Origin of the sequence: Streptomyces achromogenes subsp. achromogenes, assembly GCF_000720835.1 — a bacterium.
In the GTDB taxonomy this organism is placed as follows: domain Bacteria; phylum Actinomycetota; class Actinomycetes; order Streptomycetales; family Streptomycetaceae; genus Streptomyces; species Streptomyces achromogenes.
The window spans coordinates 56637-75728 of sequence record NZ_JODT01000018.1; the positions used below are offsets into that span (position 1 = coordinate 56637).

9 protein-coding genes are annotated in these 19092 nt (G+C 70.9%); 5 read left to right on the forward strand and 4 right to left on the reverse strand.

The window, feature by feature from the left end; genetic code table 11:
- Positions 1-301: 301 nt before the first annotated feature.
- The 5 genes from IH25_RS0119490 (at position 302) to IH25_RS0119510 (ending at position 5232) form a co-directional block, all read left to right on the forward strand.
- Positions 302-805, forward strand: a complete 504-nt coding sequence (locus IH25_RS0119490) for a hypothetical protein (RefSeq protein ID WP_030611701.1) — start codon at positions 302-304, stop codon at positions 803-805.
- Between the two features lie 99 nt (positions 806-904).
- On the forward strand, positions 905-1174 hold the full coding sequence (locus tag IH25_RS0119495; RefSeq protein ID WP_030611703.1) for a hypothetical protein: 270 nt from the start codon (positions 905-907) through the stop codon (positions 1172-1174).
- Between the two features lie 69 nt (positions 1175-1243).
- Entirely contained in the window at positions 1244-3256 is a 2013-nt protein-coding gene (locus IH25_RS0119500; RefSeq protein ID WP_030611706.1) for an ABC transporter ATP-binding protein, read from the forward strand.
- A 417-nt stretch (positions 3257-3673) separates the two neighbouring features.
- Complete coding sequence (locus tag IH25_RS0119505) at positions 3674-4993, forward strand: S8 family serine peptidase (protein ID WP_078844324.1); 1320 nt, start codon at positions 3674-3676, stop codon at positions 4991-4993.
- Positions 4990-5232 (forward strand): hypothetical protein, encoded by a 243-nt coding sequence (locus IH25_RS0119510; RefSeq protein WP_030611712.1) that lies wholly within the window; start codon positions 4990-4992, stop codon positions 5230-5232. Before IH25_RS0119505 ends, IH25_RS0119510 begins: the two co-directional genes overlap by 4 nt.
- A gap of 6 nt (positions 5233-5238) precedes the next feature.
- Here the strand turns inward: IH25_RS0119510 and IH25_RS0119515 are convergent, their stop codons facing one another.
- The 4 genes from IH25_RS0119515 to IH25_RS0119530 form a co-directional block, all read right to left on the reverse strand.
- A complete protein-coding gene (locus IH25_RS0119515) occupies positions 5239-7440 on the reverse strand; it encodes an endonuclease (protein ID WP_030611715.1) in 2202 nt (733 codons plus the stop codon).
- A gap of 204 nt (positions 7441-7644) precedes the next feature.
- The gene (locus IH25_RS0119520; RefSeq protein WP_030611718.1) at positions 7645-8265 is read right to left on the reverse strand and encodes a hypothetical protein; all 621 of its coding nucleotides are present in this window, start codon (positions 8263-8265) and stop codon (positions 7645-7647) included.
- Positions 8266-8668: 403 nt separating this feature from the next.
- Positions 8669-9226: a hypothetical protein gene (locus tag IH25_RS0119525; protein ID WP_157846992.1), complete on the reverse strand. Its 558-nt coding sequence runs from the start codon at positions 9224-9226 to the stop codon at positions 8669-8671.
- Positions 9227-9292: 66 nt separating this feature from the next.
- Positions 9293-18979, reverse strand: a complete 9687-nt coding sequence (locus IH25_RS0119530) for a polymorphic toxin-type HINT domain-containing protein (protein ID WP_051754043.1) — start codon at positions 18977-18979, stop codon at positions 9293-9295.
- Positions 18980-19092: the final 113 nt, after the last annotated feature.

The following is a 19092-nucleotide window of genomic DNA, read 5'->3' on the forward strand; positions in this document are numbered from 1 at the left end:
ATGCGTTTCGGCCGCAGAGCCCGTACGACTCCAGACTCTTCGTTCAAAGATTGAACAGATGGACAGCGGTCAGGGGTTGGACTCTTCAACTGGCCGACCGGCTGCGGAGGCCCTGAAAGGTGTCTTCGTGCTGACGTCCGCAGGTCGCTTACCGGCTCCGGACCGGCCCCACGGCCGTCACCCATCCCTTGCGCAAGATGACGCAAAAGTTTTCATGCGGAGGGAATCGGCTCGGAGACGGAGGACGCTTCGCCGGGTGTGCGGAGTGGCGCGGGCACTGCGCCCGAGTGATCGTGAGGACATGGCTGAACCCCGGCGGTCGTCTCGGCACCAGGACACGCGGGAGATCGTTCTCTTCGGCGGGGTGTACGGCGCCGTCCTCGCCAGCTCGATGGTCGCGGCGCTCACCCAGTACGGCCACACCTCCGCCGATGTCCGCGGCTACGACGCCGCGTGGGTGCTCGTGACCGCGTGCGCCTCCGCCCTCGCCCACGGCTACGCCCACTACATCGCCGAGCGCACCCCGCACCGCCGGTGGGACGCCCTGCTCGCGCTGCGCAACGAGTGGCCGCTCGTCGCGGCCGTGCTCCCCACGGCCTTCCTCCTCGCGGGCGCGCGCTGGGGGTGGTGGCCCGCGAAGGGTGTCGAGTACGCGGCGTTCGTCCTCAACATCGTCATCCTGTTCGGTCTCGGTCTCGTCACCGCCCGCTGGTCGGCACGCAGCTGGCCGGTGGCCGTCCTCGTCGGACTGGGCGACGCGCTGCTGGGGCTGATCGTGGTGGTGGCGAACGCCTTGATCAAGTAGCCGCGGGTGATCGTCGGCCGGGCCGGCCCATCCGCCCACGGTCACAGCGGAGCGCTCCAGCCGGCCACGGAATGCAGGCCACGGAGTGCGGGCTGCGGAGTGCAGGTCGCGGAGTGCGAGCCACGGCGCGGCGACAGCGGCACGCTCGGCGTTTCGGCCATCGTCGCTCCGGGCCTTGCCCCAAGGGCCGCACAGGTCGATGCGACCGGCACGCTTCGGCTCGCGCCGCATTCCAGGGTTGCCAACACGACCGAAACACGTGTGTTCGAAATGGCCACCGGCTCGTTGAGTCGCAGGAGCAGCCACATCACCGTCGAGGGGGACCACGTTGACTTCGGCCAGGACACCAGCACAGACGACTCCCCATGACCTGGCGCGGTGGCCGCGCACCCGGGTTCTGCGGGCGCCGCGCCGGCCCGGCGGGCGAGGAGGCGCGCTGTGAAGCGGTTCTTCGGGCGCGTGCGGATGGCCGAGCCGAAGGTCTCCGACGCCGAGCAGGAGCTCTTCGGCGGTCCGCTGCGCTACGACTCGGGCTGGTCGGAGCATGAGCACGCCTGGCTCGACCTGACGATGATGTCGGCTCTGCGCTCCATGCCGAGGCTGGTCGGGGCGACCTTGCGGATGGCGTGGCAGGCGGACCGCCGCGCGCTGCTCACGGTCGCCGTCAGCGAGGTCGGCCAGGGGGTCGCCGCGGCGGTCGGGCTGCTCGCGGTGAACGCCGTGATGCACGCCCTGCTCGGTTCGGGCACCCCCGACCAGCGGCTGCACGCGGTCCTGCCCGGACTGTTCGCCGCCGCCGGAGCCGCCGTGGTCAACTCGGGCCTGGCCGGCTGGTCCACCTCACGGGCGGGCCGGCTGGAGCCGCTGGTGGAGCGGATCGCCACGACCCAGTACCTGGCCGCCGCCGCGTCCGTGGAGCTGGAGGCCATCGAGGACCCGGAATTCCGGCGGCTGATCGATGTCGCCCAGTACGGCGCCGCATCCGCCCATCGCATGATCAGCGCCTGCGTGGCCGCCTTGAACGGGACCATCTCCCTGATCTCCACGGCCGGTGTGCTCACCCTCCTCCACCCCGCGCTGCTGCCGATGCTGATCCTGATCGCGGCGCCGCGCGGCTGGGGCGCGATGCGGGTGGCGCAGGAACGGTATGTGTCGGTCATGAGCTGGGTCGAGCACGTGCGGGCCAGCCGCCTCATCGGCAACCTGCTCACCGAGCGCACCGCGGCACAGGAGGTGCGCATCCACGCCGTCGGGCCGTTCCTGCTCAGCCGCTACGAGCGGATGGCGGAGAGCGCCGAGGCGGAGCAGGAACGGCTGGCCGCCGGCAAGGCCGTCACCGAGTGGGTGGCCGCCGCGCTGTCCGGCCTCGCCATGGCGGCGACGTACGGAGCCATGTTCCTGCTGATCATGAACGGGCACATGAGTCTGGCGGTGGCCGGGACCGCCGTCATCGCCGTCCGGTCCGGCTCGGCGAGCCTGGGCGCGCTGGTGATGAACGTGAACCAGTTGCACGAGGAGTCCCTCTACGTCCGCGACCACGCCCGGTTCCTGGAGGAGGCGGCACGGCGCACCATTCCCGCCGGGGGTGATCCCGTCCCGGCACGGGTACGGCAGGTCGTCCTGGACAAAGTGAGCTACCGCTACCCGGACCGGGAGGCCCCCGCCCTGGACGAGGTGTCACTCACCCTGCCCATGGGCTCGGTCACCGCCGTGGTCGGCGAGAACGGCTCCGGCAAGAGCACGCTGATGAAGGTGCTGTCGGGCCTGTTGCTGCCTCAGACCGGGACGGTGCTGTGGGGCGAGGCCGGTCTCGCCTCCCTGGACCGCTCGGAGGTCTTCGACCGGGTCGCGCTGCTCACCCAGGACTTCCAACGCTGGCCCGTGACCGCGGCGTTGAACATCCGGATCGGCCGGCCCGCCCGGGAAGCCGGTCCCGAGGAGCTGCGGCCGTCCGTCGACTACGCGGGTGCCGGACCGGTCATCGCGAAGCTTCCCGACGGCCTGCGCAGCCTTCTGGCCCGGATGTTCCGCGGCGCGAGCGAGCTGTCCGGCGGCGAGTGGCAGAAGATCGGCCTCGCCCGGACCCACTGGCGCAGCTCCACCTCCGATGCCGACGGCGTGCTCATCGTGGACGAGCCCACCTCCGCCCTCGACCCGGAGGCGGAGATCACGGCCTTCGACCGCATCCGCCGGCTCGCCGCCCCGAACCGGGCCGTCGTCCTGGTCACCCACCGGATGTCCGGCGTCCGGCACGCCGACCGCATCTACGTCCTGCACCACGGGCGGCTCGTCGAGCAGGGCAGCCACGACGAACTCATGGCCGCGCGGGGGCGCTACGCCGCGATGTTCGACGCGCAAGCCGCCCAGTACGCCCCCACGGGCACCATCCCCCGACCCACCTCCCCCACCGTCACGGATGCCACCTCCCCCACCGTCACGGATCCCGCCTGACCCGCTCGCGGCGGGCGCGACGCGTGCCGGCACCGGGCGTCGACGTCGGACCGAGCGGGCGGGGGCTCGTTGCGCGGCCGGCGCCGCGGCGCTCGCGCTCGGCGGGACGGTCGCCGGGTGTCCGGTCGGTCACCGTCGGTGGGCCGCGAACCGCCCGCCCGGCAGTCGGAGAAACCGCGGACCGGCGGCCGGGCCGCCGGTCCGCTCTCGCGTGGCACGGCCGTGGGCGGGGAAGCGCTCCCGACGAGTTGCGTACGGCCGTGGTCGGCACGAGGGTGGAAGAAAAGGCGGTACAGCAGGCTCGGACGCGCCGACTCACCATACGGCCGGACGCGCGGTATCCGCTCGCCGAAGGTGTCTCGGGCGTGCGGCGGGGGCGGTCACCGTATGCACGGGGGGAGTCGGAGCGGAGACACCATGACGAACGAATCATTCGACCGCCGTGCGGGCGACGGGCAGTTCGGACTCTACGACCAGAGCGTCCTCAAGCGTGAGAACGCCTACACGGGGAAGTACCTCGTCCTTCTCGACTGTCAGGAAGAGGAGCGCGGCATGCAGGCGCTGCGCTCCCAGGCCGGCATCGCGGCCGCGGAATCGGTGCGCGGTGCCGAGGCGGAGAACGCCGTGCGCGTCTTCGATGCGCCGGACATGAGCGCGCTCTTCCCGGAGCTGGGCGTCGCCGTCATCGACGTGGCACCGGATCAGCGCGAGGCGCTGATGACGGCCGCTCAGGAGGAACCGTCGGTCATCGCAGCGGAGCCCGAGCGCCTGGTCTACATCTCGACGATCACGGATCGCTCACGGGAGGTGAAGGGGTACTACCCCACGTACCGCAGCGACGAGGACGTCCTGAAGCGGCACACCACGGCGGCGATGGCCGTCTCGCTGGGCCCCGCCTGGGACGAGACCGCTCACACATGGGGCCTGCAGGCGGTACGGGCCAACCACACCCATCTGACGGGGCAGGGCGTCAGGGTCGCGGTGCTCGACACCGGAGTGGACACCGAACACCCCGACCTCTCCGCGCGCATCGCCGGAACCGCCTCCTTCGTGCCGGGGCAGTCGGTGCAGGACGGCAACGGGCACGGCACCCACTGCTGCGGCACGGCCGCGGGGCCGGCCGAGCCGCAGCACCAGCCGCGCTACGGCATCGCCCCCGGGGCGGAGATCCTGGCGGGCAAGGTGCTCAGCAATCAGGGCAGCGGGAGTGACGGGCAGATCCTCGCGGGGATCGCGTGGGCGCTCTCCCAGGGGGCGAAGGTGATCTCCATGTCACTCGGCGCCCCGGTCAGCCCCGGCCAGCTGTTCTCACCGGTCTTCGAGAGCCTCGCCAAGCGGGTCGTCACCGCGGGCACGCTGATCGTCGCGGCGGCGGGCAACGACGGCGGGCCGGTCAACCACCCGGCCAACTGCCCCTCGGTCCTGGCCGTCGCGGCGGTGGGCAGGGCGCTGGACGTGGCGCCGTTCTCCTGCCGGGGCCAGGGTCTCCTCGGTGCCGAGGTCAACATCGCGGCGCCCGGGGTGGAGGTGCGCTCCGCCTGGCCGATGCCCCAGCTCTACAACACGATCAGCGGGACCAGCATGGCCACCCCGCACATCGCGGGCATCGTCGCGCTGCTGGGCGAGGCGGCACCGGACGCCACGGCGACCGAACTGAAGAAGCGCCTCCTGTCCGGCGCGTACCGGCTCGCGCAGGCCCCCGCGAGCGTCGGTGCCGGGCTGGGGCAGGCTCCGTGACCGAATCCCCGCGGGTGGATGTCATCCTGTCGGTCGACGACCCGGGCCGGTTCACCGAGACCATCGGTGCGGCACGGGCCGTCGGCCTCACCGTGACGAGTGAGCAGCCGCTCCTCGGCACGGCCGCCGGCACCATCGCCGAGGACCGGATCCCGCTGCTGCGGGCGGTGGAAGGCGTGGAGGCCGTGGAACGGGCCCGCACCATCCGCCTGCCACCGCCCGAGTCGCCGGACCGGTGACGGCCATCAGGGCCAGACGCCGGAGAAGTCGATGCTCCGGGCCCACTCGGGGTGGTCTATCAGGGGGTTGCGGTTGCCCTGTATCCCGGCGATGGCCGCGTTGCGGTGCAACTCGTACTCGGTCACGGGTTCGTTCTCGTGCCAGTCCAGGAGGATGGGCAGCCGCTCCTCGGGGAACTCCCTCGCCCTGTCCCCGACGAGTCCGGGGTACCGCAACAGGAAGTACAGGGTGGCCCTGGCGACGGCTCCCTTGCTGTGCTCCGGTTCGAAGCCGCTCTTCTCGCGCATGCCGCAGTCGTCCCGTACGGCCTCGTCGAAGCCGGGGAAGTCCATGTAGGGGTAGTTGCCGCGGAAGCTGTTGCACGCCGGTTCGCACGCGAACAGATGGTGCAGATCACCCCGCATGGGTTCCCGCTTGGCGAACCAGGACTGCGGGACCACGTGCTCGCAGTTGAACGGCAGCGAAGCCTCCAGCTCGTCCAGTTCGGCGGCCAGTGCGTCCGCGCTGGCCGCGCTCGCCCGCAGCAGGAACTCCTGCATGCCCCGGAGCCGGGACGCCTCGGCGGCGGCGTCGGCGCGTATGAGTTCCTCCGCCGTGAAGGTCTTCCCCGAGTAGACGCTGCGCAGGAGGCGGTCGGGGTGGAGGTCGACCCACGGGTAGAGCATGCGCGCCGGTTTGTACGAGGGCCGGGGCCCGTGGGTCTCCTCCAGCAGCGCGGTCAGCGCCTGCCGCAATGGCTCGCCGTACGAGTCGGCGTCGACGTGCGCGTAGTACGCGTCCCGTGCGGCGCGGTCGTCGTCGCGGACGTAGTAGGCGCGCGCCTCCCCGAGCCGGAGGTTGAGCAGGGCCGCGTCCAGGTCCTGGGCGACGGCGTCGGTGACGGCGGAGCTTGCCGCCACCTGTCCCGGCCGGGCGGGGCCGGCGCCGTCGGCGGTCAGCGCGGTCACCCGCGGAACGGCGGACCGGCCGGGGCCGCGCTGTCCGGGTGCCCGCGTGTCGACGCCTACGGTGATCCTCAGGGGCACGGTGATGCCGACGGCGGGACCGGAGGCGAGCGGTGCGGAGCCGTCCGGCACGGATCCGTCCGGACCCGGCTTCGCCGCCGTCGGCGGTGCGCTCTCGGGGCGCGGCCGGTCCGGTGGCTGGAACAGCTCGTCGCGCAGCCGGGCCGCGTTCCCGGTCAGCGTGAGCCGGCTCAGCGCTTGCAGCACGCGGCTGACCCGCACTCCTTCGTTGGCCTTCCACGCCAGGCGGTGTTCGCCCATCCCCGGCCGCCAGGGTGTTCCGTCGGTGGCCAGGGGCTGGCCGTCGGGATCGGTCTCCGGCACGGCCGAGTGGTGCAGCGCGACGACTTCCCACTGGTCGTTGAAGACGGGGGACCCGGAGGAACCCGGCGCGGTGTCGGTCACGTAGTGGACGAACGAGTCGAGCAGGTCGACGATCTGGTTCTCGCGCAGGGCGAGTTGCTTGGGCTCGCCGTTGGGGTGCTGGATGATGTTGACGAATTCCCCGAGGATGGCCTTTCCCTGCGCTCCGTCCAGCGGCAGCCAGTCGAAGTCGGTGAGCCGCGCGCCCTCCTCGTTGGACTCGGCCACCGCGACGACGGTGAAATCCAGTTCACGGTCGGTGGCGAAGAAACCGTGGGGATCGATGCGGAAGGTCACCGGAATCAGCGGGCGACCGTCCACGCCTGCCTGGTAATCGAACTGGACGACGGCGTGACCGGCTTCCTCCAGGCTCCGCAGTACGTGGTTGTTGGTGAGGAGGAGGGAAGGGGACACCATGAAACCGGTGCCGTAATGTCCGCCCTCCGGTGTGCGGACGCAGACCCGGCCGATCGACCGGGCGGCCCGGTACCCTCCCTCGAGGAAGGCCACTCCGGTGAGGTTGTTGCGCCCCATGAGGCGTTCCAGGCCGAGGAGATCGGCGCCGAAGGCGTCCGGTGACAGCGACAGCGTACTGCCGGTCGTCGTGGCGGGCCGCGTCGGTGTCTGTTCGATCGCCTTGGCGAGGGACCAGTCGGCGTTCAGCCGCGCCAGCCGTTTCACGACCCGACCGGGGTCGTCGGCGTACAGCACGCCCCGGCTCTCGAGGGTCTGGAGAGTGTCCTCTCGCTGCGGGCTCCGGTCGCCGAAGCGTTGCGCGGCTTCTCTCAGCTGCGCCAGGTAATCCGTTTCCGCTTGAGGAACGTGTTCCACGGTGATCATCGAAGGTCTCCCTCGCTCCGCTCCCCTCCTCCATTGTGTCCACCGGTCACCGGTGATTTCTTCCTGTACGGATGGTCACCGGTTCAAAAGTCACCTGGTCAACCAGCTGCGTTTCGTGCACGGCTCCGGGCCGCGCGACAGCAGGTGTCCGGCGGTTCCTCGCGGATCCGCCGGACACGTGGGGACGCGGTTGTGCTCCTGGTGTCAGTGCGCGTGCGTCCGCGTCTTCGGGTGGACGGAGGGCGGCGCGGTGTGCTGGGACGGTGCGAGCCGGGGCGCCTTCTGCCGGGCGCCGTGGAAGCTGGTGGGCGAGGCGTACTCGTAGCCCGACCAGACGCCGCCGCCGCGCCATGCGGAGCCGTCCCAGACGTAGGCCGCGGCGAGCGTGCCGTAGTAGCCCTGACCGCACGACTGCCACCCGCCCCAGTCGAACACCAGCTCAGGCCCCCAGGGCCCGGGGAACTCGCCACCCGTCTGGCCCGTGGCGCCGAACTTCCAGTCGCTGGTGCGGCACACCGTCCACGCGGAGCCGTTCCAGTGGTAGACGGTGGCCCGCGTGGCGGCCCAGCCGTCGGGCCTGGACAGTCCGGTGCCGCACCCTTGGGTGAGCGCGTAGGTGTGGGAGTACGCGAGGTTGCCGGACATCGCGCCGGGCCGCTTGTGGTCGATGCCCGCGTCCCCGCGGACGCACAGGCCGGACCCGTTGTACACGGTGACCGCTCTGGCCCAGGTCCACGCGTTCGCCGGTTGTGTCCAGACGGCGGCCACCAGCAAGGCGACGGCCGTGCACAACGCGGCCTTCAGTGTCAGGCGGATTGCTGCCATGGTCCCTCCGTTTGTCGAGGCGCCCACGCGCTCCGGCGACCCGTCCGGGACGGCGCGATCGGTTCCGGCCGGGTGCCGGTCGGAACAGGAGCGGTCGGCGGGATACGCCGGGGAAGGGTGACGTGGCCGGTGTACTCACGGCCCCACGGGGCGGGGTGACTTCGGGACTGCGCGCCAAGTGGCCCCGATCGGGCGAGCCTCCCTCGGCTCACCGCCTCCCACCATAGGTGATCGGGTCGTCCCACGCCTGTCGGCAGCGGCGGCCGCGGTCGGCGGTGATCCGGCGGGCCGGCCTGCGACCTGGCCCGCCGTCAGTCGTTCCCGTTTTCGGTCATGCCCCGCCTCCGGATCGGCCGCTCCACCATGGCCGTACCCGCGACCAACCCCAGGCCGGAAGGTCACATCAGCCGAGATCTTCCAGGGAGACCTCGATCAGGTCCTTGATCCCTGAACAAGACCTCAGCTCAAGGGCGGCGTGGAATGCATCGGAGACAAAACCCCTGACGGTTTCGTCATAAACCCCGCACATGAGGAGGATGTCCACGCAGCTCGCATTCCCGCTCTCCTTCAATTCCTCCGCATACAAGTCGATTTTGTCCGCCATGCGCCGCACGCAATCCCGCACCGATACCGGCCCCACGAAGTCGATGTCCACGTGATCGTCGTAGCCGCCCGCAATAGTGGCGAGCAGATCGAAGATACGGTCCCGCCCCCTCCCCTCGGCGACGTCAAGGCCGACGACGAGGCACGAAGTCAATGGCGTGACGCACTCCGAGAGACGACCCTGGATGAGGGCGATGTTCTCGATCCCCCGCTCCGCGATTTCCGCCTCTTCCTCCGACTTGGCCGAGACCAGCGATCTGATCGACGCGGGGAGGCTCGCCGCTCCCCCGACGAACGAACGGAGAGCAGACCAGTCGTATTTCTCCAGTTCCGCGGTCAGCACGTCGCCAGCAGGCAAGAGTTCCTCCGTGTGCGCGTAGGGGCGGACAGGTGATCATACCTGCCCGCCCCTCTTCGTCAGCCGTCAGTCGTCATTCAGTCTCAGTACATCCGACGTGAATGTTGTCTCCGAACTCGGGAACGCATCGCGACCGAATCTCGCCTCACAGAACAAGCAGACCGGCTGTTGCCGAAGCAACGCGTTCTTCCGGGTCATGACTGCCGACGTGAACCGAATGTCGGCGGCGTTTCCACCCAGCGCGTTGACCACGCAGAGTTCCGCGCACCCCGCTGTCGAAGAGGCACCGGCCGCGTATTCTCCGGTTCTGACATTGTAGCCAGCCGTGACGACGGTGGGCCGCTGCTTCTGGGACAATCCACTCATTCTCTTCGCGAAGGTGTCGCGGGTCTGAATCGCCACCCCTTCGAGCTCCGACTCGGAAAGCCCTCCTGATCTGTAGACGCCGCTCGTGTTGCAGTTGTGGACGAGAACCGGCGTGGCCCCCGCCAGCACGTAGTACGTGTGGGCCCGGTCGACCGTCAGGTTGTAGACCGCTGCCTGCTGGGTCCAGGCGGTGACCGCTTCGATCTTGACCTGGGTGCCGGAGCCGGTGCGGAGCCATGCGCCGGGGCGCAGTTCTCCGGCCTTCAGCCACTTCTTCAGGTCCGGGACCCAGAAGGGGTGGCCCTCGGTGGCCGTGATGGTGTCCGTCGCCCGGCCCCGGTCGCCGTCCGTGTCGATCGTGACCTTGACGAGGTTCTTCGCGCCCTTGCCCTCGATCGTGGCCGTGACCTTCTCCTTGGAGGTCTTTCCGGTCGTCGGGTCGGTGGCGAGGACCTCGTCGCCCTCCTTCACCTCCTCGATCGGTTTGCGGCTGCCGTCGGCCATGACGACGTCCGTACCGGGGACGAAGCTGTTGCCGCTGGCGAGAGAGGCCACGTCCCGGGCGGTGGAGACGCATTCCCCGATCGACTCGGCCTCGTCGAGGACCTTCTTGCCCTTACCCGCCGCCTTCGCGATCTGGTCCGCGTACTTCGCCGCCTTCGCCGTCATCCGTCCGGCCTTCGCCGCCCGGACCGCCGCCGCGCCGGCGCCGCCGAGGACGATGCCGCCCACGGTCGCCGCCGCCCAGGCGCAGGACTCCATGTCGCCTGTGGTGACACAGTCCTTGATGTCGTTGAAGCCGGTGACGTCGCCGACGAAGTTGCCGACCGTCTTGACGTCGTCCCAGACCTCGCCCCAGTCGACCGCCTCCGAGACGGTCTCCACGACGCTGCCGACCTGCTTGACGACCTCGTCGCGGATGGCGTCCGCGGCCTTGGCGGCGTCGGCGACGACCTGGACGGCCGCGCCGACGACGATCGCCGGCAGGTTCGGGTCGGCCGTGACGATCGCCTTGCCGACGGCGATCAGCGGCTTGGTGGCCGCGACGATCGCCGGGATCGGGTTGTGCCGGGCCGCGAAGGAGGCCGCCTGTCTGGCCTTCTGGGTGACGTAGACCTTGGCCTGGTACGCGGCCCTGATGGCCTGTCGCGCCTTCTCACGGGCCCACTGGGTGACGCCGGTCTTCTGGCCGACCCACTTCACCGCGTTGACCGTGGCGTCGACGACCGTCTTCAGCCCCGACTTGCGGTACACCCAACTGGCGCCCTTGCCCACGTACTTCAGGGCCAGTTTGAGCGCCGCGCCCGGGTTGTTCCACGCCCACTGCACGCCGTGCCAGAGGGACTTGGCGGTCTTGGCCGTCCAGCTCGCGCCCTGCCGGAACTTCTTGGCCGTCCAGCCGGCGCCCTGGCGGAGCTTCTTGCCCGTCCAGTTCACGGCCTTGCTGCACCAGCCGCAGCTCGGCCAGTGGCCGTCCGGGTCGGTGTAGTCCAGCGGGGCGCCGGCGCCGTAGGTGTAGCGGTTGGCCAGGATGGAGGCGCCGGAGTCGTAGAGGTAGGAGTCCCGGGAGTCGAAGGTGCCGGTGCCCGGGTCGTACCAGCGGGACTGCATGTTGACCTGGTCGGTGTCCGGGTCGGTCCAGTCGCCCTGATACCCCAGGTTGCCGGCCGTACCGGTCGTGCCGGTCGTGCCGAGCACCTGGCCGAACGGGTCGAAGGCCGTGGACTCGTCCAGGGCGGTGGCCGCGCCGTTTGCGGCGGACATGCTGCCGACGACGTCGCCGTGCTTGTCCTCCAGCGTCAGCCGGGCCGGGCCGCCGCCCTCGGCGACCGAGAGGAGTTCGTCCGCCGCGCCGCGGCCGTACGTGGCGGTCTGGTCCTTGACCGGGTCGGGTGCGAGGCCCGCGTAGGAGAAGTCCGCGCCGTCGCGGGACGCGATCCGGTCCAGCGAGTCGTAGGTGTACTGCGTGCCGGACTCGCCCGCCTTCACCAGCCGGTCGAAGGCGTCGAAGGTGAAGTCCTCCTTCAAACCGGAGCTGGTGCGCGACGCGAGGGTGCCGCGGGGCGTGTAGGCGTAGGTGTAGTCGCCGTCGGACAGCAGTCGGTTGCGCTCGTCGAAGGTGGCGGTCTTGGCGCCGTTCCTCACGCGGTTGCCGCTGTCGTCCCAGCCGTACTCCGTCGTCTTGCCGTCGGCCGTCCAGGAGGTGAGGCGGCCGGCCTGGTCGTAGCCGTAGGTGTTGGTCCCGGCCTTCGCGGTGCCGGCCGTGGTCTTGGACGTCAGCCGGTCGTCGTCGTCATAGCCGTAGTCGGTCGACGCCATCGTCTGGCCGGCGCTGTTCTTGAGCGTGTCGGTGTCGAGGCGGCCCAGGTCGTCGTAGGTGAGGCCGCGGGACTGGCCCGCGCCGTAGTCGACCTTCTTCAGCGCGCCGGCGCCGTCGTAGGTGTAGGTCTGGCGCACACCGGTGAGCGGGTCGGTCGCCGAGGTCAGCTGCCGGCCGGCGTAGCCGAACAGCGCGGTTCCGGCCGCGTCGGTGCGGCTGGTGAGCCGGCCGTCGCCGTCGTACTCGTACGTGGCGTCGCCGAGCGGGCCGGTCGCCTTCAGCAGCGCGCCCCGGTCGTCGTACTCGTAGGTGTTGTCGCCCTTCGGGGAGGAGGCCTTGGTGAGCCGGCCCGCCGCGTCGTACTGGAAGTGCCTTTCGGCGGTGCCCGCTCCGGCGCCCGTGCCGGTCTCGCCGATGAGCTGCCCCGCCTTGTCGTAGGCGCGCTCGCGAACCACGCCGCCCGGCGCGGTGACCTTCACCGGCTCGCCGGCGGCGTCGTAGGCGGTGGTCCAGGTGCGGGCCTGCGGGGCCGGGTCGCGGTCGGTGGCCGGTTCGATCACCGACTCGGCGAGGCCGAGCGAATTGAACGTGTAGAGCGTGGAGTTGCCGCGGCCGTCCGTGTAGCGGGTGCGGTTGCCGAGCGCGTCGTAGCCGAAGGACGTGGTGAGGGACTTGGTGTCGGAGACCGGCTCGGTCTGGCTGGTCAGCCGGTTGAGGGCGTCGTAGGTGTACGTCGTCGCGCGGTTCAGCGGGTTGGTCGACGTGACCAGGTTGCCCGCCTTGTCGTAGCCGTAGCCGGCCTTGCGCAGCAGGTTGCCCGCCGGGTCCAGGTCCTGGTCCTGGACGAGCTGCCCGAGCTGGTCGTAGATCTTCGCCGATGTGCGGCCCATGCCGTCCGTGCGGCGGACCTCGCGGCCCTGGGCGTCGTAGCCGAGCCGGGTGACGACGCCGCCGGGCTCCTCCATCCGGGTCAGCTGGCCGAGGCGGTCGTAGGTGAACCGGCTCTCGGCGCCGCTCGGCGAGGTCTGCTTCACCACGTTGCCCGCGTCGTCGTACTCGTTGCGGGTGGTGAAGGCGCCGGGCCGGGGCCTGCGCTCGATCTGCGTGGTGGTGACCGGGCGGTCCAGGTCGTCGTAGGTCGTCTCGGCGCGGGCGCCGCCGGGGTCCGTGACCGACAGGATCTCGCCGGTGCGGGTGTAGGTGTATGTCCACTGGCCGCGGTCGTCGCCCGTGCCGACGGGGACGTCCTTCACGGTGAGCCGGTTCTGGCGGTCGTAGCGGAACCTGGTCACGCGGCCCAGCGGGTCGGTGCTCTCGACGACGTTGCCGAGCGCGTCGTAGGTGTGGGTGACGGTCGGGGCGACGGTCTCGGTGGAGCCCGGCGCGGTGTAGGCGGGCGCGGTCTCGGTGACCGGGCGGCCCAGCCGGTCGTAGGCGGTGCGGTTGAGGTTGCCGAGCGCGTCGACCGACTCGGTGACCGCGCCGAAGGTGTCGTAGCCGGTGAAGGTGGTGGGCCGGCTGGTGGTGGGCGCGGCGCCGCCGGACTCGGTCTGGACGGCGGGGGCGGTGACGGAGACCGGCCGGCCGATCTCGTCGTAGCCGTACTCGGTCTTGTTGCCCGCCGGGTCCGTCTGGGAGGTGGTGAGTCCGCGCTGGTCGTAGGTGTAGTCGGTGGTGCGCGAGTCGGTGCCGTTCTCGACGGTCTCGTGCAGGACGTTGCCCGCGTCGTCGTACTCGTAGCGCACCGAGTCGCCGCTGACGCTCACCGGCCAGGGCACGTTGGACGGGGAGCCGCTGGAGGCGGTCGTCAGCACGTTGCCGGCCGGGTCGTAGGTGTACGTCGTGCGGCGGGCCAGCCCGTCGGGGTCGGTGACCTCGGACTTCACCCGGCCGACCAGGTCGTAGGTGTACGCGGTGACGAGCGTGCCGTTCGCCGTGGTCTCGGTCAGCACGTTGCCGGCGCCGTCGTAGGTGTCGGACTCCACGAGGATGTCGCGCTTGGTGCCGTCCGGGTTGTGGAAGTCCTTGAGCGTGACCGACTTGACCAGGTCGTCGCCGTAGTACTGGTAGACCAGCGAGCGGCCCATCGAGTCCGTGTGCCGGGCGAGCCGGCCGCCCATGTCGTAGGCGTACGACTGCAGGACCGTATAGCCGTCGTCGCCCCCGTCGTCGTCCCAGTCCCGCAGCCGGGCCTCGGCCAGCATGTTCCGCGCGGTGTAGAGGTAGTCGAAGTGGTTGCCGTTCGCGTCCACCATCGAGGTCTTGTTGCCGAAGACGTCGTAGGTGTACGCGGTCTCGTTGCCCTCCGCGTCGGTGACGAGCTCCGGACGGCCGTGGTCGTCCAGGCCGAAGGTCATCACCCGGGTGGCGTCGCCGCCCAGCAGGTCGCTGATCTCGGTGCGCACCACGTTGCCGTCGGCGTCGTAGTCCGTGGTGGTCCGCTGCTGGTGCCTGCCCGAGGTGACGGCGTTGGTCGCCGGCGGGTCGGTCAGCGTGCGGACCCGGGAGAGCTTGTCGTAGGTGAAGGCGGACGTGGTGCCGGCCGGCTGGGCGTCCGTGACGACGGTCTCGGTGAGCTTGCGGCCCAGCGCGTCGTAGGTGTACTTGGTGACGCGGCCGGACGGCTCGGTCACCCAGGCCAGGTCGCCGTTCTTGTAGTACTGGTAGCGGGTGACCTTCCCGCGCGGGTCGGCGGTGGTGAGCGGCAGGCCGGTGGGCGTGTTGCCGCCGCCTATGGCCGGCTCGGCGCCGGTCGTGTACGTGTTCCTGGCCGTGCCGCCGTCGGGTGCCGTCTGGGTGAGCAGCGCTCCGCTGGTGTTGTACGTGTACTTGGTGAGGTAGCGGTTGTCGGTGGGGCCGGTGGAGCGGCCGTCGCGGGTCTCGGCCGGCTGGTCGGCGCGCAGGTCGAAGTCGCCGGTCGTCGTCGGGTAGGTGGTGTAGGAGGTCTGGCAGTCGCCGGCCGCACGGCAGGTCGTCCGGCTGGTGACGTTGCCCCGGTCGTCGTAGCCGAGGGTGACCTTGTCACCGTTCTCGCTGGTGACCCCGGTCTGGAAGCCGTTGTCGTCGTAGGTGAAGGAGCGGATGGCGACGCCGTCGACGGGGTAGCGGATGAAGTCCGGTCCGTCGCCGCTCCGGCCGGGCGGGGTCGTGCAGAAGGCCGGGTCGCCCGGGTCGGGCTGGGTGCAGACCTGGCCGGGGTCGGACGGGGACGGGGACGGGGCGTCGGTGACGGGCTCGCGGGCGCCCAGCGCCATCGGCTCGCCGTAGCGCAGCAGCCGCGAGGACAGCCCGTCGTACTCGTAGAAGTACGGGGCGTCCATCGGGTCGCGCACCTCGACGGTGCGGCGCAGGTCCTTGTCGTTGCCGAAGACCGCGGGCGTCCCGATCCGCCAGGTGCCGCCGTTGCGGTCGGTGTACTCCTGGACGCGGTCGCGGGCGGTGTCGTACTGGACCTCGGAGGCGGTCCGGCCGCTCGGCAGCGTCGTCTTCGTCAGGACGTCGGCGGTGCGGCCGCCCTCGCGGTAGTGGGCGGTGACGGCCGCCGTGCCCAGCGGGTGGTGGTAGACGGCGACGTCGTCGAGGGTGCCCGCGAAGGACTTGGCGGCGGTGGTGCCCCAGCCCGGCCAGGAGGCGGGGGTGGTGGCGTGGGCGGCGCCGATCTGGTTGTAGGTGAGGTTGTTCTGCAGCGGCTGCTTGCCGGTGAGGGTGCCGGAGAGCTTGCCGTCCAGGTAGAGGCTCTGGGTGGAGCCGGACAGCGACAGCACCGCGTGGTGCCACTGGCCGTCGTTGACGTTCTTGGTGATGTCGGTGACCGGCGCTGCCGTGCCGGTCCAGAACTGGCCGCGGAGCTTGCCGTCGGTGCCGACGTACAGCAGGGGGACGCCGGTGCCGGGCGTGGTGCCCCAGGCCTTGTCCTGGTAGCCGAGGAGCGGTCCCCCGGCGCCGCCGGCGATGGTCTTGAACCACATCTCCACCGCCGCGTCACGGCTCTTCTTCAGCGTCCCGGCGGGCAGGTCGACGCGTGAGGTGGTGCCGTTGAAGGACGCGGCGGTGCCGGGGTCGCCGCTGATCGCGCCGGCGGCCTTCAGGGTGACGTTCTGGTAGGTGCCGCGGTCCTTGCCGAGGTTGGCCTCGTTGGCGCTGTTCGCCGCGGCGCCCTCCTCCTCGCCCAGCCGCCAGTAGGACTCGGGGCGGGAGTCGAGCACGGTGGTGGCGTAGTGGCTGCCGGTGCCGTAGGTGTACTGGGTGCAGCCGTTCAGCGGGTCGCAGACCTTCTCCAGCAGGTCGCCGGTGTAGCTGTACGTCCAGGTGAGCGGGGCGCCGTCGACCGGGGTCGTCTGGACACTGGTGACGTGCGCGCCGGTCCAGGTGAAGGTCAGCGAGCGCGAGGTGCGGTTGTTCGTCGCGGTCGCGAGCTTGCCGGCGCTGTAGGTGTAGGTGACCGAGTTGGAGTAGGCGTCGGTGGTCCGGGCGAGCAGACCGCTCGTGCTGAAGTCGTATGTCGTCCCGGACTTGTCCTGGAGCTTGTAGGTGCCCGCCGTGGAGTCGAAGGTCAGCTTGGCGAAACGCCCGGGCGGCGGGGCGTAGGTCCCGTCCGCGTTCTTGCCGAAGCGGACGTCCTGGCCGTCGGGGTAGCGGATGACGACATTGCCGCTGCCGTCGTCGTCCGGGGTGAGCCGCATGTCGAAGCGGGTGGTCCAGCCGGCGCCGAAGGCGAGGTCGCGCCGCGGGTCGAGGCTGTTGTACGTGCGGATGAGGGTGAGGTCGGGGCCGACGCCGGCGAGGGAGGCGTCGGTGGCGCTCGCGGTGTAGTTGCCGACGTTCGGGTCGTACTCCTTGCCCTGCGCCCCGGAGAGCCGCGAGGTGATCTCGGGCTGCGGAACGGTGGCGACCAGGGCCACCTGCTGGGTGGGGACCTCGTTGGACGCGTCCTTGACGAAGCCGCGCCACAGATAGGTCTTGCCCCACTTCAGCCGGCCGGAGGGCACCGGGTAGGCGGATCCGGTCTGGTAGGCGGAGGTCGTGCAGGCGGCCGGTTTGCCGTCCTTGTCCGCCTCGCAGATCTCGAACTTGTACTGGAGCGAGGACCCCGGGGGCGCGTCGATGTCGACGCCGGCCGCCCACAGCTGCGGGGTCAGCGTCTGGGCCTGGTACCCGTTGGGCGGGAACTGCTCCTTGACCACCGGCGCGATGTCGAAGACCTGGATGGTCAGCCGGCCCGGCGGCACCTGCTCGTCGGTGAAGACCTTGCCGCCCTGGCGCACCATCGTGAAGTCGAGCATGTAGACGCCCGGCGGGAGCGCCTTGATGGTGGCGTCGACCGTCGTCCTGGCGCCGTGGGCCACGTTGCCGGTGAGGGTGCCCGCACGCTGCTGCGTGACCAGCTTGCCCTTCTTGTCGTAGGCGCGGTAGGCGAGGTAGTAGGTGGCGGGCGTCCAGGTCTCGGCGCCCTTGTTGGTGACGGCCACCTTGACCTGGCCGGCCTGGTTCTGCAGCACCGGCGGGTCGGGGACGGGCTTGGGGAAGCTGTAGGACGCGTTGTACGGGGAGTGCGTGACGTACAGCTTGGGCGGGTTGGCCGTGCCGGGGCCGGTGAACTTCTTGAACGCCAGCGGGTCGGTGGCCGAGGCGCGCAGGGACAGGCCGTAGTTGGGCTGCGTGCCGTTGACCCAGCGCTGCACCAGGTCCCGGCCGCCCTTGCCGAGGTCGAACAGCTCACCGGCGGTGGGGCAGGCGGACGCCGACTGGCCGAAGCCGATGTGGCCGTAGGCGAAGGACTTCGACGCGAGGGCACCGCCGACCGCGGGGCCGGGGTAGGAGGTGCCGGTGCCCGCGGTCCAGGACTCGGTCACGGGGTGGACGGAGACGGAACGCGGCTTGCAGGAGGCCGAGTCGTAGTTCACGACCTGGAGCTGCACACCGAAGATCTGGTGGTACCTGAGCTCCTCGTCGAGTCCGGGGAAGCCGAGGTAGGCGGCGGTGGCGCCGTTCGGTCCCTTGCCGACCTGGAGTTCCTTGGCGTCGGTGCCGGAGCCGCCGGCCGTCATGGCGGTGGAGGCGGACGTGGTGTCGACGGAGGGGTCGATGCGGACGGGGTAGGCGCGGGCCGGGTCGGCGAGCCACTCCCGGTCGGCGGTGACCTTCAGCGCCTGGCCGCCGTCCGGCCCCTGGACGAGTTCGTAGGAGACGGCGTGGGAGACGGAGCGGGCGGCGTCCTCCATGAAGCCGGCCGGGATCACGGCGCGGGTACGGCCCTCGGCGTCGGTCAGCAGAATCGATTCGCCGTGGGCTTTCGCGGTCAGGCCGTTCAGGTGGAGCGGGAAGACGAAGCTGTTCGGGGCGGTGGCGGACTTCAGGACGAGGGTCTCCTTGGCCCCGCCGGCCTGTGCGTCCAGCCAGAGGTCGGTCCCGGGGAGCACCTGCGCGTAGGCGGCGCGGGTGCCGTCCGCGTGTCCCGTCACGGGTGCGGCGCCGCTCAGCCCGTACCCGAAGGACTCACCGGACGGCAGCGTGACGGAGGCCAGCACGTCGGCGTCGGCCCGGCCCGCGAAGCGGACGGCCACCGAGTCGGCGGTGTTGGACCAGCCGCCGTTCCCGTCCTCCGTGAGGGAACTGTCGATGCCTCGCCAGGCGCCGTGCGCGTCACGGTAGTTGAGGGGGCTGGTGGAGATCTCGGTGGTGCGGGTGCCGTCGCTGTTGGCGTACGTCCGGCTGTGGGCGTCCCGCCGCTCGACGATCTCCTTGCTCGTCCCGCGGGCGAAGCCCTTCACCCGCGCGGGCGGCGGTGTGGTCACCTCGGCCTTGTTCTTCCGTACCACGGGCCGGGCGGCGGGCGGGGCCTTCAGCGGGTACTTGGCCCGCAGGGACCGCGGCGCGTCGTCGTTGCGCCTGCCGCGCACGAGGTGACCGAGCCCCTCGGCGCTGCCCCACCGCTGGGCGGGACCCTTGGCCGGGGCCGGGTCCGCGGGGAAGAGCAGGAGCCCCCCGTCGGCGACGGCGAGCGCTCCCACCGCCATGACCGCCACCAGGGCGAGCGCGACGGCTCTGCCCCACCGAGTGCGCAGCATCCTGGTCGGCAGGAATTTGCGCGCGCGTATTCGATACACCGGCACAGTCCCCCCACGGGAAATACAAAGAATTGAGGGGAGCCTGACGGTCCGCCGACCTCTTTGTCGACCCG